Here is a 13,115-nt window from a genome sequence, read left to right on the forward strand (position 1 = left end):
CGGCACGGCGGCAATCCCAACATGCCGTCGGAGAAAGCCAGATCACTCTGCATCCGCAAAGCCGTTGTTGAGCCCCCAGAGGGCGGCCTGCGTGCGGTTCGAGACGTCGATCTTGCGCAGCAAACTCTTGAGGTGGATCTTGACGGTCGCCTCGGTGATCCGGAGGTGGTTGGCGATCATTTTGTTGGAGCTGCCATTCTGCAGGCAGCGCAGCACCTGCGCCTCGCGCTTGGAAATATTTTTTTGTGCGACACCGCCAGATCGGCGGCACCACCCAAACGACCGCCGATCAGCAGTGCGGCCAAGGCGCTGGGGAGGACCGTTTCGCCGATCATGACAAGCCGTAAGGATTGCGCCAGCGCCTCCATGGACCTGTCCTTCATCAAGAATCCGTCCACACCGGCCTGATTGCCTGAACAAACGAGAAGAATCCTGACCCGCTGGTCACGCCCGGCCAGCAACTGCAGATTCCGGAATCATGGCTTGCAGATCGGTTGAAAGAAAGGACGGGATCGGTGCGCGTTCGCGCCGCGGCAGTTGTGCAATCCGATGCAACTCCTCCACCCAGGGCGAGGGGTAGCTGTCCACGCCGAATGTCCAGACGGCGTCGGTCCGGCCATCCGCCATACGCAACAGCACGCGGGCATCGTGGCCGTCCTTGCCGGCGTGGTTGGCGGCCTGTACAGCGGCGATCAGGGCACCCACCTGTCCGTTGGGGAAGGGGCCGTAGCGTTCCCCCTCAAGCCCGACGAACCACCCGTCTGTACGGCACGACACGGTATAATGGGCTGATAGGCTCATGAGATCATCCGTTCCTCGATGGCGGCCGTACCACCCGCGGCACAGGCTCTGGTAAGGCGGGTCAGCGTGGCACCCTGCGGCAGGCTGACGTGGCTCGGTGGTGTAAAGGCGGGGGGAAACTGGTCCGGCGATGCGCCATGGACAGTCGGATGCCAGCGGCGCTCGGCATTCATCCAGCGCAGCTGTTCACGCAACGCATCGGCGCCACGGGGGCATCGCCCCTCGATGGACTGGAGAAGGGGGGTCATGGGCGTTCCTCCGATACGGATGTCGGCGTCAGGATATCAGCCATGGCCGGAATTATCGGATATGGAGGCTCCATAACCGCCTGTGCCGCTCCGTCATTGCCGGCACAGCACCAGCGGACATGGCAGGGTTCCCCCGCCGCCGATTGCGCCAGCACGACGCTGGCGAAGCCGAGGCGTTCCGCCGCTTGCGCTTCCCGAATTGCTTTGGTGAGCGCATCGATCTGGTCGGCGCAGGGCGGATAGACGAAGCCGTCCGCACGGACGATCCATCCGGCGTGGGTTTTAAGAATGAAGAAGGCCAGCCTTGTCCGGGAATTCATAAAGTGTCTCCGATGTGGACCGGTTTGTCGGCAATGGCGGCAGCCATGCCATCCGGATCGAGTCACGCCAGGAAACACCTTGGATTTGCGATCCTCGGCAAAAATGGGCAGGCCTGGGGTGGCTTTTGAATAATTAAAATGGGGGTTCGCGGAGATTTCCACAATGGGATATCGCCGAAATACATCAGCATACATTCAACGTCTTGAAATCGGCTTTGTGTTTCTATTGATAGAAATCTCCTGGCAAACGGGAAATGAATCTGGATGTCACGTCGAGTGACCTTCAATCGCACCGCCGCAGGTTATATCCGCTGCGGCGGGAGGCGGCCGAACGGCCGCCCCGTCTGTTGTGCACGCTTCAGATCAGCGCTTGTTGCCGGGCTTGTTTCCGACGGGCTCCACCTTGACATCGCTGCGGCGGGCGACGGTTTCCACGGTCTTTTCCCGTTCGGAAGCGGTCTTGGACAACACGACCTCCCCGACCACGCGGGCTTCCTTGGTGATTTCCGGCGTTTCGGAGGTCGCCGTCAGCTCGACGGTCTTCTCGCCGAACGCAGCCTTCTCCTCGTCGGGGCGGAGAGGCCGATCGACCTTGCGATGTTCCACGTCCACCGCCTCGTCGCGCAGCGTTACGGTCTCCTGAATTGGGGTTTCCGTGATCTCCGACACGGCTTTCAATCCGCCTTTGGCGACCCGGCGCTTGCCGATCTCGACCTCCTCCTTCACCGACTGGAGGGTTTCCTGCTCGACGGTGGCGCCATTGCCCGCCTTCTGGGCCGGCTTCCGCACCGCAGGGGGCTCGGGCAGGTCAACGGACCCGTTTTCATCGAGGATGGCTTCCGCCGCGTCGGCATCCTGGTCGGCGATGTCGGCCGCAACCAGGATGTGGCCCTGGCGGATGGCTGCACCGTACTGCTCGGCCAGTTCCTTGTCGAAACCGTGCCCCAGCAGGCCCTGGGCGGCCTTGTCGGCGCTATCGGCGCCGCCGAAGGTCTCGATGTCCGCTTCCTGGCAGCCCGCCGCGACCAAGGCCTGGAAGGCCTTCTTGGCGGAACCGCTTTCCTTGTAAAGTCCAACGATGATCGTGCTCATGATAGTCTCCAGTGGGATTTAAAGTATTTCAGTGTCTTGAGGTAAGTCAGGCCGCTCAGGTCACGGGGGTGTCCAAGGACGGCTCCTGTTCGATGACCACTTCCTGACGGCGCAGCGTGACGTGGTCGGTCATCTTGCGGCTCGCGGTGCGGCGGGTGATCCGGACCTCCTCCACCAGCTTCAGGCGAACCTCCACCGTCGCCACCTCCTCGATCACCGAGATGACGGTGGTGTCGCCGTCCTGGCGGTCGGGAATCGGGCCATCGACGAACCGTCCGATGGGAACCCGCTCGACTTCCAGTGTTTCCATCGACAGGTCGGCTTCGAGCGCCTGTTCCCGCTCATGGCTGAAGGTGCTGGCGCGGACGGTCCCGGTGACCTGTCGGCGTTTGCGGACGCCCACCTGCTCTTCGATGGTGAGAAGCGTCTGCGTCTCCTTTTCCGAACCGGTCAACGGAGATCCTCCCGAAGTGCTGTCATGCGGCTTTGAAGAGCGGGGGCGGCCTCAGGCGCCAGGCCGGGGTGGGCTGTGCGCGGAGTCTTGCGACAGCCGGGACGCGGCCTGGGCGACGCGGACATTGACCTCGAAGAAGGCCAGCCATCCGCCGAGCAGGTAGCGTTGTCCCGCGGTTATGATGTCCTGCGGGCCGCGGGCCTGGAGCATGCTGCCCAACAGCTCGTTCTGTCGTTCCACGGCTTGGCCCATGTAGGAGACCGCTTCTGAAATGGCCGTTCCATAGCCTGCCATCAGGGCGCCGCCGAGTGCCGTGGCCCGACCGCCACCCTCGTCGAGACTGTCTTTGAGAGCACGGTCAAATTTCTGGCCGGCGGTCCGGACGGTTTCCGGAAAGCCCTGGTTGCCTGACGCGCCGGACAGCCTCGGCGGCCAGGGCCTCGGCTGCTGGCCAAGCTCGCGGGTAGGTTTCGCCGTGTGCTCCTCGCTGGCGCTGCGGATGCCGGCGCCGTTCGGCGCGTCGTTACCAGCCGCGGCTTCGTCGCTGGCACTGCGAATGATTGGGCGATTGGTCGGGCGATTGGTGGGGGTGGGATGAGTGCCGTCGTCCATGACGTCTCCATGACTGTTTGGGGTGCGAAAGCTGAAAGGGAGCACTGTGCTCTGCCTCGCTGGCTTCATTCTATATTATGCCGCACCGCAAAATATCAATGGCTCTAAAAATATAATCTGAACACAAGGACTATAAATTGCCAAATATAAAGGGTATGTTCTTTTGATGTTCGCGGAACTATATTTCATATACGCAAGAAGGCCAGGAGATTTTCGCCATGGATCAATCGGTATATTTTCTCAATCTGCGCCAATATGGCGAACGGGCTCTGCCACTTCTTCGCCTGGGAAGGCTGCTTTCAGCAGCTGTATCCTTTTCGAACAAAGGATCCGACGAGGGAGCGCTGCATGCCCGATAATCCCCGCGACCAACAGGACGCAGAGAGAATGGTCAGGACGGAGACAGCGCGCGGAGGCCCCTTCGTGGTGGCTGCGGAAACGACCCTGATGCCCATGCTGATCGCCGATCCCACCCTGCCGGATATCCCGATCGTCTTCGCCAACGCCGCATTCACCAGGCTCAGCGGTCATGCGCGCGAAGAGATTCTGGGCAAGAGCTATCATCTGCTGTCCGGCTCCGGCACCGACCCGGAGGTGGCGCGCGCCATCGACCTTGCCCTACGCGCCGGTGAGGCCATCGTGCGCCAGGTCCGGCTCTATCGGAGGGATGGAAAGCCGCTATGGCTGCTCCAGCATGTCGCACCCGTATTCGAGGAAGACCGTATCCGCTACCATTTCGTGTCCTTTGTCGACATCACCGAGCGCAAGGCGGCGGAAGACGGATTGCGCCAGCTCAACGAAGAACTCGATCACCGTGTTTCGGTGCGCACCGGGCGGCTGGATGAACTCAATCGCCAACTTGCCGCCGAAGTGGAACGCCGCACCGAGGTGGAGCATGTGCTGCGCAACACCCTTGCCGACAAGGACGTGCTGCTGCGCGACAAGGACAACCTGATGAAGGAGGTGAACCACCGCGTCAAAAACACCCTCCAGATGGCCTCGTCCTTCCTGCGCATCCAGTTGGACCTCACACATGGCCGGGAACCGGCCGTGCAGGAAGCACTGCACAGCGCCGTGGAAAGGCTGGACCGCATGGCCGAGATCCACGAGACGCTCTACCGGACGCAGGGCCTGCAGGAGATCGAATTCGGGGGATATCTGCGGATGCTGTGCCGCAACCTTCTAGTGTCCTTCGAGCCTGCACAGAGTTTGCGGGTGGTGCTGGATGTCGACGCCGACGAGGTGTTCCTGAAACCGGATCAGGCCATCCCGCTGGCCCTCATCGCCAACGAGGCGATGATCAATGCGCTGAAATACGCCTTCCCGGACGGGCGATCCGGCCGCATCGCCGTCTCGTTCCGGGAAATCTCGTACGAAGTCCTGCGCATGAGCATCAGTGACGATGGCATCGGCATGGCCGACGAACGACGCACGGGGTCGCTCGGCCTCACCCTGATGGAGTTGCTGACCGAGCAGGTCAAAGGCGGCCTGACCGTGGGGTCCGGCGCCGGCACGACCATAATGGTGTCGATCCCGGCATGACAGACAGGTGTCGCCCCACCGAAACGGCCGGAGCGATGCGGCCATGACCTCGTCCTTGCCCCCGCATATCCCGACATCCGAGGTTTTGCGCGGTCTGCTCGCCGAAGCTCCGGCCGAAGGGGTCACATTCGGCTGGCTGCTGGACAGGTTGCAAAAGCGTTCCTTCGGCGTCGTTCTGCTGTTGCTGGCGCTGATCGGGCTGACTCCGGGAACATCGCCGGTCGTCGGGCTGCTGCTGACCATTCCCGCCCTCCAGATGATCCTCGCGCGGGAAACCCCGGCCTTTCCCAGGACGATCATGTCGCGGCGTTTCTCGACACAGCGGCTGGTCCGGATGGTCGATCGCACCGTGCCGGTGTTGAGGCGCATGGAGACGGTCATACGCCCACGCTGGAAGATGCCGTTCGAGACGACGACGCGCGTGGTCGGATTGGTCGTCCTTGTGCTGGCAGGCGTCTTCTTCGTTCCCATTCCGCTGAGCAATGTCGTCCCGGCGGTGACGATCATGCTGATCGCCTTGGCCTATCTGGAAGAGGACGGGGTGTTGTTGGCAGTGTCGTTGGCGATGGCCGCCGCCGTTCTCATCGCCACGACGATCACCGTCTGGCAGTCGGTCGAGGCGGTCCGGTCCATGTTTTTTTAGCCGTCGCTCATATCGGTTAGGGCCGTCTATGGATCTGCGGGATGGAAGATCATCCGTCCGGACATGATCACCAATGCTGTTGGACCGGCATCCCATCCGACAAAGCGGCGTATGGCAGGTTCTTGCTGCGTGCTTTGGCATGCAAGCCGTTGCTCAATCGCGCCAAATCGAGAGAAGGCAGCAGAAGGGACGCTCAAGAATCATTGAGGTAGAGGATCCTGTCCGGCGGAGGCAGGCAGCAGCAGGAATAAAATAAGCGTCAATATTATTATTTGGCCATCACCATTGCAATAAAATTTGGCAGCCCCATATTTCGAAACAAATATCCGGGAGGAGATCGTCATGTCGCTCACGCACGGGACGTTGTCGGAGTGGATGGTTTCAGAGCGTGCCGCCTGGGCTTTGTCCGCACCGAAATGGAAGAACATGGCTTATCTGACACTTGGCGTCTCGGTCGGCTTTCTTGCCGGGTTGCTGTTCTCCAGTTCGGGCGGATAGGCAGCGGCTTTCAAGGACATCCGCCGGACAAGAATGGGAGCACCCTTCGATGAGCACCGCATTCACCCGCACCACCAGCAGGACCGTGACGTTCGCCCATCCTTTTGCCTTGAGCGGCGTCGACGGTGTGCAACCGGCGGGAAGCTACGTCGTGGAGACCGACGAGGAGTTGATCGGCTCGCTCTCCTTCCCTGTGTATCGGCGCAGCGCGACCTGGATCCGTCTTCCGCAGTCCAATCGCGGAATGGCGATGGAGCAGACGGTGCTCATCGACCCCGATGAGCTGGGCCGGCTCCTGGAATCGGCGGGAAACGGAACTCTCCCGCCCGGATGAACAGCGTTGCGAGGACCGGGTGGAGCAATGCTCCGCCCATCGCGGATAGCCGCTCCGCACCGAACTGTACCGCAGAGGAGATCGCGTCATGCAAACCGTGCAACTGAAACATCGTTCGGCGGAAGTCCATTTCCTGAACGGGAAAATGTTCATTCAAACCGCGTCCCTGCCACCGATGACCGTAAGGATCGGCGATGAGCGTCTACGCCAGCGGGAGGGCGGCACCCCGCTGCGCAACTGGGACGATGACGGTGGTGCGCAACCGAAAGAGGGTGCTAAAGAGTGAGTTGACCGTCCACGTCAAAGTTTGGCATCGACTGTGAGGAAGAACGCCACCAGGGACGGCCGGCCATCGTCCCGAGGGGGTGCTCCAGTTGAAATGTAGAAAAGCTCATCGCCGACAAGGGCGCCATCCCCGGCATCCTCAAACGACATCGATCCGCATCGTCAGGATCTGTGGAAGGGCAGCAGCATGAGCGACAAGGCATCCTTCCCGATCGTCGGGATCGGCGCATCCGCTGGCGGGGTGGAGGCCTTGGAGGGGCTGTTCGGCGCCGTTCCTGCCGACAGCGGCATGGCCTTCGTGGTCGTGACGCATCTGTCGCCGGAACACGAAAGCCTGCTGGCCGACATCATCGGCCGATGCACGCCCACGCCGGCGCATCAGGCCTGCGATGGGGATTTGGTCGAGCCAAACCGCATCTACACCCTGCAGCCAGGAACCCTGCTGACCATCGACAACGGTCGGCTGCATGTCCGGCCGGACAGCGCCTCTCACCGCGAGCGCAACCCGATCGACCTCTTCCTCAGTTCACTCGCCAGCGACTGCGGTGAAAGAGCGGTGGGTGTCATCCTGTCGGGCGGCGGCAGCGACGGCACCCTGGGCATCAAGGCGATCAAGGAACGGGGCGGCTTCACCATCGCCCAGGGGCATGACGGAATTCCCCGCCATGACGGCATGCCGAGCAGCGCCATCGCCACCGGCGTCGTCGACCTTGTCGCGCCGGTCGAAACGATGGCGGCGACGCTGGTGGACTTCGCGCGAACCGCCACGTCGCTGGGCGATCTGATGGGTGAGAAGGATGTTCAAGAGGATGCGCGGCTGGAAGCGGCACGCAGAAGCATCACCACCATTCTGCGCAATCAGATCGGACACGATTTCCAGGGCTACAAGCACAACACGTTCCTCCGCCGTGTCCAACGCAGGATGCAGGCCCTGCGGCTGACGGACATCGACAGCTATGTCGAACACCTGCGTGAGGACCGTACGGAAGCCGCGGCACTGTTTCGCGATCTGCTGATCGGCGTCACCACCTTCTTCCGCGACGGCGAGACCTTCCAGGCGCTGGAGGACCTCGTCATCCCGCATCTGTTCGCCGGGAAAAGCGCCGGCGATGCGGTGCGCGTCTGGGTGCCGGGCTGCGCCACCGGCGAGGAGGTATACTCCATCGCCATGCTGCTGTCCGAATATGCGGCAACCCTCCACAGCGTGCCGAAGATCCAGGTCTTCGCCACCGACATCGACGAGCATGCCCTGGAAGTGGCACGCACCGGGCGCTATCCCGCCAATCTGGTGCGGGATGTGCGGGCGGACCGGCTCAAACGCCATTTCACTGAAGACGGCACCAGCTATCTCGTTCGCAAGGAGGTGCGCGACCTGTGCATCTTCTCGGCGCACAGCGTCGTCCGTGACCCGCCCTTTTCACGCATCGACCTGATTTCGTGCCGCAATCTGCTCATTTACCTGGGGATGGGACTTCAGGACCGGGTGATCCCGATGTTCCACTATGCATTGCGCCCCAGCGGCTATCTTTTCCTCGGCGTGGCCGAGACGATCGGGCAGCATCAGACGCTGTTCGTGCCCATCGACAAAAAGCATCGCCTGTTCCGCCGGCAGGATGCGGTTTCCGTGACCATTCCCTTCGCCATGGCGGAGCATGGCGGCCGCACGCCTCGCGGATCGGCCGAGACCCCCCGCACGATCCAGTCCAATGCCGCCAATCTGCGTGGACATGTGGAGGCGCGCGTGCTGGAGCGCTTCGCTCCGGCCCATGTCGTCGTCAACCAGAACGGTGAGGTGGTCTATTATTCCGCCAACACCGGCAAGTACCTTCAGGCGCCTCCCGGCGCCCCGAACCGCCAGCTTCTGGCGATGGCCCGCAAGGGACTGCGGCTCGATCTTCGCGGCGCCCTGCACGAGGCTGTGCAGACCCACAAGCCGGTAACCCGCAAACACCTGGCGGTGGAGGTGGACGATCGTGTCCAAGTGCTCGATCTGACGATCGAGCCGTTCGACCGCGACGGGGAAGCCTTCTTCCTGGTCCTGTTTTCCGATGTCGGAGGTCCAAGTCCTGCGGAGGAGATCTACGGCAAGGAACGTCACTGGAGTCAGGATCCCGTTGCGGTGGAGCAGCTGGAACGGGAACTTCGCGATACCAAGGAGCGTCTCCAGAGCACGATCGAAGAGTATGAAACCTCATTGGAGGAACTCAAGTCCGCCAACGAGGAACTCATCTCGGTCAACGAGGAGCTGCAAGCAACCAATGAGGAGCTGGAAACGGCCAAGGAGGAAACGCAATCCGTCAATGAGGAGCTTCACGCTGTCAATATCGAACTCAACGGCAAGGTCGAGGAGCTGGATCAATCCAACAGCGATCTACAGAATCTGTTCGACAGCACCCAGATCGGGATCATCTTCCTGGACCGGTCCCTGCTGATCCGGAGTTTCACGCCGGCGATCACCCAGATTTTCAATCTGATCGCGACCGACCGCGGTCGTCCGCTGACCGATATCGTCAGCCATCTCGATCAGGTCGATCTGGATTCGGATCTGAGACATGCGCTTACCGACCCGGCGACCGTGGAAAAGGCGGTTCGGTCCAGGGACGGGACCAGGCACTACATGATGCGCATCCTGCCTTACCGGAAAGCCCGCAACGATCTGGAAGGCCTGTTGTTGACCTTCGTGGACGTGACGTCGCTCAAGGAGGCCGAGGAGCAGCAGCGCCAACTCATCGGTGAACTCGACCACCGCGTCAAGAACATGCTCGCCGTCGTCACCGCCCTGGCCCAGCAGACTCTGAAGGCGATTGCCGAGGCACCGGAATGCACGGCGTTTCTCGGGCGCCTGCAGGCGGTTGCCAGCACCTACGATCTGCTGACCCGTGACCGTTGGGGGAACATTCCCCTCAGCGACGTCGTGCTCAACGAGGTGAAGCCTTATGCCACCAGCGAAGGACGCTTTGCCGTTGATGGGCCTGCCGTTCAACTCCGGCCCAAGGCTGCGTTGGCGCTCGGCATGGTGATCCACGAGTTGGTGACCAACGCGCTGAAATACGGCGCGTTGTCCGTGGCGGAAGGGCGCGTCGCCTTGACCTGGGAGTTCGGGCAGAGGGATGCCGATGCGGTGCTGCTCGTCCATTGGCGCGAGACGGACGGTCCCCCGGTGTCGCCTCCCACCCATCATGGCTTCGGCTCCAAACTGATCACCCAGAAAATCCGCTACGAACTGCGTGGCGATGTCGTGGTGGATTACGATCCGACCGGCCTCCAGGCGACGTTCACCGTACCGGTCGCCCAGACGAGGAGCGACGACGAAAGCCCTGCCTCCCTTGAGAATGCCCGATGACCGGACAGCATCTGGAAGGCTGCCGGATCATGATCGTCGAGGACGAGTTGCTGATCGCCATGGTGTCGGAGGAAATCCTACAGGATGCGGGAGCCACCATCGTTCGCATGTTGTGCACTGCCATGGCCTGAGCGGACATCAATTTGCCGGTTCTCCTCCTTGCTCAGCCGCTGCCTGGGCGCTTCCACGATGGAGGCATCGACGATCTGGCCGCCCAGCGCGAAGCAGCCGCGTTCCTTCAGCTCCGCGTCGAAGCGGGCGAACAGCCCCTCCATCGCCCCCGCCGTCACCAGGGCCTCGCGGAACAGCCAGATCGTCATGCGATCCGGAACCCGGTCGGCTATAACGCAGGCGAGAGGATCAAGGGTATCAAGTCCCATATCCTCGTCGACACGCTCGGCCTGCTCCTGAACGCCGCTGTGCATATTGCCGACATCCAGGACCGTGACGGCACTGGGAACCGTTCCCGACTTCTCGTTCAGCCGCACCAGGATCAAGCCGACGCCCTCAGCTTGGATCGGTGCCTCCTTTCATCGTCTCCCACCAGCTGCAGGGGCTGGGGCCGAGTTGATGATCGCGTCCGCCTTGACGCTGGAGGAAGGCGCGGCGCGCTTCGCAACGGAACTTAAATCCGCCGCGGCTCTCATCGTTGCGGATCTCGAACGCGATGGTGCGTCGAGGAATCGATCGGCGCCTACCGGGGAAATGCGCATCGCGCCCCACTGCATCGCAGATGCCGCAAAACGGGAAGGGTGATCTTGCCCTGGTTCGGCGGTTCTTGCGCACGTTGCGTGGACTGAACCGCCGTTCGCTCGCCAGGTGCTTGAAGCGGCCAGTTCCCCAATAGGTCAGCGCGTGATATCCACAAACAGGTTCGGACTCAACTCTGACAGGGCGTCCTGCTTCTGAGCTGATCAACAGCCGGCAGCGTGATCTCGATGGCCAACCCCCCTTGCGGGGCGCCGGTGGCCAAGACCGTTCCGCCGTGCGATTCGACGGCGCGGCGGGCGATGGCGAGGCCGAGACCGAAGCCCGCCGTCGCCGGGGCCGTGGCATCCAGGCGCAGGAAAGGCTCGAATATCTTGTCGCGCATATCCTCTGGCACGCCGGGACCATAATCGACCACGGTAACCCGAAGCCCTCCCCGGCCGGTGGCGGCCGTGACCTCGACAACCGTGCCTTCGGCGGTGAATTTGACTGCGTTGCGGATGATGTTCTCGAAAGCCCGGCACAGCACCTCGGCCGCAACGGTGCAGACGAACGGACCGTCGGCCGCCAGCCGCACGCCACGGCCGCAGGCTTCCGCCTCGAAGGCGGCATCGTCGACGATGGCGGCCAACAACTCGATCAGATCGACGCGTTCGCGGGAAATCACTTCGGAGCCGACCTCCAGCCGCGCCAGGGTCAGCAGCTCTCCCACCATGGTGTCGAGCCGGTCCGCCTCGCGGTCGATGCGCTCGACCATTGCGGCGGTCTTGCCCGGATTCTGGCGCAGCAGGCCGATGGCCGCCTGCATGCGGGTGAGCGGCGAGCGCAGCTCATGCGAGATGTCGTGGAGCAGGCGCTGGCGACCCTCCACCAACTGCTGGAGACGGTCGGCCATGCGATCGAAATCGCTGCCGAGTGCGGCGATCTCGTCGCGCCGTCCGCCCATGCGGTGACGGACGCGGGTGGCGAAGTCGCCGCGCGACACGGCATGCAGGGCCCAGCTCAGCGTGCGCAGCGGACGCGACAGATACCAGGCGAGCAGGCTGCTGAACAGCAACGCCACCAAGCCGCCCGACACCAGCGGAATCAGGATGGACGGCTGGGGTTTGAGCGTCCAGACCGAGTCCAGGGCGGTGACGAGCATGAAACGACGGCCGTCATCGGCCTGCACGCTGCGGCGGTAGCCGGTCAGCGCGGCGGGGGAACCGACCAGACGGCGGCCGTCATCGGTGAGCAGCGCCACCGGGGGGGAGGCCGGATCGGCGTTCCAATCGGCGATGGCGGCCACCGCGGCGTCCGTGCCCGACCGCTTGAGCAGGCCTTCCGCTGTCGACAGCAGAACCCCAGTCCGCACCGAGTCCAGATTGTCCATCGCATCGCGATAGCCGGCCAGATGCAGGTAGAAGACGCCGACGACGAAGGACAGCACCATCGCCAGCCACAGCGATAGAAACAGCTTCCAGAACAGGCCCCCCCTGCCAGGGCGGAACAGGCGCGAGACGGGATTGGGCATGGTCAGTCGGTCACCAGTTGATAGCCCATGCCGCGCACCGTCTGGATCCAGGACCGGCCGTCGCCGCGGGTGCCCAGCTTCTGCCGGATGCTGCTGACATGGACGTCGATGCGCCGGTCGAACGGGCTGAGCGGCCGGCCGAACGCCCGCTGCGACAGCTCCTGCTTGCTGATCAGATGGCCGGCGCCGCGAGCCAAAACCTCCAGCAGGTTGAATTCGGTGCCGGTCAGATCGAGCGTCCGGCCCTCCAGCGTCGCCGTGCGGCTGCCGGGGCACAGCAGCAGCGGCCCGGCCTTGACGGTGGCGGCAGCCGACGCCGACGCAGCCGGTGTCGGCTGCGGTTCGGTGCGGCGCAGGATGGCGCGCAGGCGCGCCACCAGTTCGCCCGGTGAGCAAGGCTTCGGAACATAGTCGTCGGCGCCGAGGTCGAGACCGGTGATGCGGTCGATGTTGTCGCCACGCGCCGTCAGCATCAGCACGGGAACGCGGCTGGATTGGCGGATGCGGCGCAGCGTCTCGATCCCGCTGAGGCGTGGCATCATCACGTCCAGCACGACGATGGCATAGCCGCCGCCCAGCGCCGCGGCAACACCATCCTCGCCGTTGTGGACGGCGTGGCCCTCGAAGTTCTCCTGCGCCAGATATTCGACGAGCATCGCCGTCAGGTCGACATCGTCGTCGACAAGCAAGACCTTGATCATGCCACACAGTCGATCCAGGAA

16 protein-coding genes and 1 pseudogene are annotated in these 13,115 nt (G+C 63.0%); 8 read left to right on the top strand and 9 right to left on the bottom strand.

All coding sequences use genetic code 11. The features are described 5' to 3' along the window. Positions 1–42: 42 nt before the first annotated feature. The 7 genes from A6A40_RS32305 to A6A40_RS15910 all read right to left on the bottom strand — a co-directional run bounded on the left by A6A40_RS32305 (position 43) and on the right by A6A40_RS15910 (position 3,527). Positions 43–216: a response regulator transcription factor gene (locus A6A40_RS32305; RefSeq protein ID WP_335645188.1), complete on the bottom strand. Its 174-nt coding sequence runs from the start codon at positions 214–216 to the stop codon at positions 43–45. A 228-nt stretch (positions 217–444) separates the two neighbouring features. Then, positions 445–801: a hypothetical protein gene (locus A6A40_RS15885; protein WP_108546896.1), complete on the bottom strand. Its 357-nt coding sequence runs from the start codon at positions 799–801 to the stop codon at positions 445–447. Continuing rightward, complete coding sequence (locus A6A40_RS15890; protein WP_108546897.1) at positions 798–1,049, bottom strand: hypothetical protein; 252 nt, start codon at positions 1,047–1,049, stop codon at positions 798–800. The genes A6A40_RS15885 and A6A40_RS15890 overlap by 4 nt, the downstream gene beginning before the upstream one ends. After that, a complete protein-coding gene (locus A6A40_RS31385) occupies positions 1,046–1,369 on the bottom strand; it encodes a hypothetical protein (RefSeq protein ID WP_236783828.1) in 324 nt (107 codons plus the stop codon). The genes A6A40_RS15890 and A6A40_RS31385 overlap by 4 nt, the downstream gene beginning before the upstream one ends. 363 nt (positions 1,370–1,732) lie before the next feature. Then, positions 1,733–2,398, bottom strand: a complete 666-nt coding sequence (locus A6A40_RS15900) for a YsnF/AvaK domain-containing protein (protein ID WP_236783829.1) — start codon at positions 2,396–2,398, stop codon at positions 1,733–1,735. A 118-nt stretch (positions 2,399–2,516) separates the two neighbouring features. After that, entirely contained in the window at positions 2,517–2,915 is a 399-nt protein-coding gene (locus A6A40_RS15905; protein ID WP_108546900.1) for a YsnF/AvaK domain-containing protein, read from the bottom strand. Between the two features lie 51 nt (positions 2,916–2,966). Then, entirely contained in the window at positions 2,967–3,527 is a 561-nt protein-coding gene (locus A6A40_RS15910; protein ID WP_108546901.1) for a hypothetical protein, read from the bottom strand. Positions 3,528–3,974: 447 nt separating this feature from the next. On the opposite strand from A6A40_RS15910, the gene A6A40_RS15915 reads away from it, so the two are divergent. From A6A40_RS15915 to A6A40_RS15945, 8 genes and pseudogenes are all read left to right on the top strand, one after another. Next, positions 3,975–5,069 (top strand): sensor histidine kinase, encoded by a 1,095-nt coding sequence (locus A6A40_RS15915; RefSeq protein WP_236783830.1) that lies wholly within the window; start codon positions 3,975–3,977, stop codon positions 5,067–5,069. A gap of 85 nt (positions 5,070–5,154) precedes the next feature. Further along, positions 5,155–5,712: an exopolysaccharide biosynthesis protein gene (locus A6A40_RS15920; protein WP_236783831.1), complete on the top strand. Its 558-nt coding sequence runs from the start codon at positions 5,155–5,157 to the stop codon at positions 5,710–5,712. A gap of 342 nt (positions 5,713–6,054) precedes the next feature. Continuing rightward, on the top strand, positions 6,055–6,210 hold the full coding sequence (locus tag A6A40_RS30710; RefSeq protein ID WP_158279295.1) for a hypothetical protein: 156 nt from the start codon (positions 6,055–6,057) through the stop codon (positions 6,208–6,210). A 49-nt stretch (positions 6,211–6,259) separates the two neighbouring features. Then, positions 6,260–6,544: a hypothetical protein gene (locus A6A40_RS15925; RefSeq protein ID WP_108546904.1), complete on the top strand. Its 285-nt coding sequence runs from the start codon at positions 6,260–6,262 to the stop codon at positions 6,542–6,544. 88 nt (positions 6,545–6,632) lie between these two features. Beyond that, a complete protein-coding gene (locus A6A40_RS30405; protein ID WP_146191569.1) occupies positions 6,633–6,830 on the top strand; it encodes a hypothetical protein in 198 nt (65 codons plus the stop codon). Positions 6,831–7,016: 186 nt separating this feature from the next. Continuing rightward, positions 7,017–10,172, top strand: coding sequence for a chemotaxis protein CheB (locus A6A40_RS15930; RefSeq protein ID WP_108546905.1), 3,156 nt, complete (start codon positions 7,017–7,019; stop codon positions 10,170–10,172). After that, positions 10,169–10,303 (top strand): response regulator, encoded by a 135-nt coding sequence (locus A6A40_RS32430; protein WP_418208615.1) that lies wholly within the window; start codon positions 10,169–10,171, stop codon positions 10,301–10,303. The genes A6A40_RS15930 and A6A40_RS32430 overlap by 4 nt, the downstream gene beginning before the upstream one ends. 201 nt (positions 10,304–10,504) lie before the next feature. After that, positions 10,505–10,624 (top strand): annotated as a pseudogene (locus tag A6A40_RS15945) (transposase); the annotation flags it as partial. 428 nt (positions 10,625–11,052) lie between these two features. Here A6A40_RS15945 and A6A40_RS15950 read toward each other — a convergent pair. Beyond that, a complete protein-coding gene (locus A6A40_RS15950; protein WP_236783832.1) occupies positions 11,053–12,393 on the bottom strand; it encodes an ATP-binding protein in 1,341 nt (446 codons plus the stop codon). A gap of 2 nt (positions 12,394–12,395) precedes the next feature. Then, the gene (locus tag A6A40_RS15955; RefSeq protein ID WP_108546906.1) at positions 12,396–13,094 is read right to left on the bottom strand and encodes a response regulator transcription factor; all 699 of its coding nucleotides are present in this window, start codon (positions 13,092–13,094) and stop codon (positions 12,396–12,398) included. Positions 13,095–13,115: the final 21 nt, after the last annotated feature.

The sequence above is a fragment of the Azospirillum humicireducens genome, assembly GCF_001639105.2.
GTDB lineage: Bacteria > Pseudomonadota > Alphaproteobacteria > Azospirillales > Azospirillaceae > Azospirillum > Azospirillum humicireducens.

What these genes read in the sequence shown, in the direction of transcription:
- A6A40_RS15890 (WP_108546897.1), bottom strand. Translation starts at nt 1,049, where the DNA reads ATGACCCCCCTTCTCCAGTCCATCGAGGGGCGATGCCCCCGTGGCGCC.
- A6A40_RS15930 (WP_108546905.1), top strand. Translation starts at nt 7,017, where the DNA reads ATGAGCGACAAGGCATCCTTCCCGATCGTCGGGATCGGCGCATCCGCT.
- A6A40_RS15955 (WP_108546906.1), bottom strand. Translation starts at nt 13,094, where the DNA reads ATGATCAAGGTCTTGCTTGTCGACGACGATGTCGACCTGACGGCGATG.
- A6A40_RS32430 (WP_418208615.1), top strand. Translation starts at nt 10,169, where the DNA reads ATGACCGGACAGCATCTGGAAGGCTGCCGGATCATGATCGTCGAGGAC.
- A6A40_RS15925 (WP_108546904.1), top strand. Translation starts at nt 6,260, where the DNA reads ATGAGCACCGCATTCACCCGCACCACCAGCAGGACCGTGACGTTCGCC.
- A6A40_RS30405 (WP_146191569.1), top strand. Translation starts at nt 6,633, where the DNA reads ATGCAAACCGTGCAACTGAAACATCGTTCGGCGGAAGTCCATTTCCTG.
- A6A40_RS15950 (WP_236783832.1), bottom strand. Translation starts at nt 12,393, where the DNA reads ATGCCCAATCCCGTCTCGCGCCTGTTCCGCCCTGGCAGGGGGGGCCTG.
- A6A40_RS30710 (WP_158279295.1), top strand. Translation starts at nt 6,055, where the DNA reads ATGTCGCTCACGCACGGGACGTTGTCGGAGTGGATGGTTTCAGAGCGT.
- A6A40_RS31385 (WP_236783828.1), bottom strand. Translation starts at nt 1,369, where the DNA reads ATGAATTCCCGGACAAGGCTGGCCTTCTTCATTCTTAAAACCCACGCC.
- A6A40_RS15910 (WP_108546901.1), bottom strand. Translation starts at nt 3,527, where the DNA reads ATGGACGACGGCACTCATCCCACCCCCACCAATCGCCCGACCAATCGC.
- A6A40_RS15885 (WP_108546896.1), bottom strand. Translation starts at nt 801, where the DNA reads ATGAGCCTATCAGCCCATTATACCGTGTCGTGCCGTACAGACGGGTGG.
- A6A40_RS15915 (WP_236783830.1), top strand. Translation starts at nt 3,975, where the DNA reads ATGCCCATGCTGATCGCCGATCCCACCCTGCCGGATATCCCGATCGTC.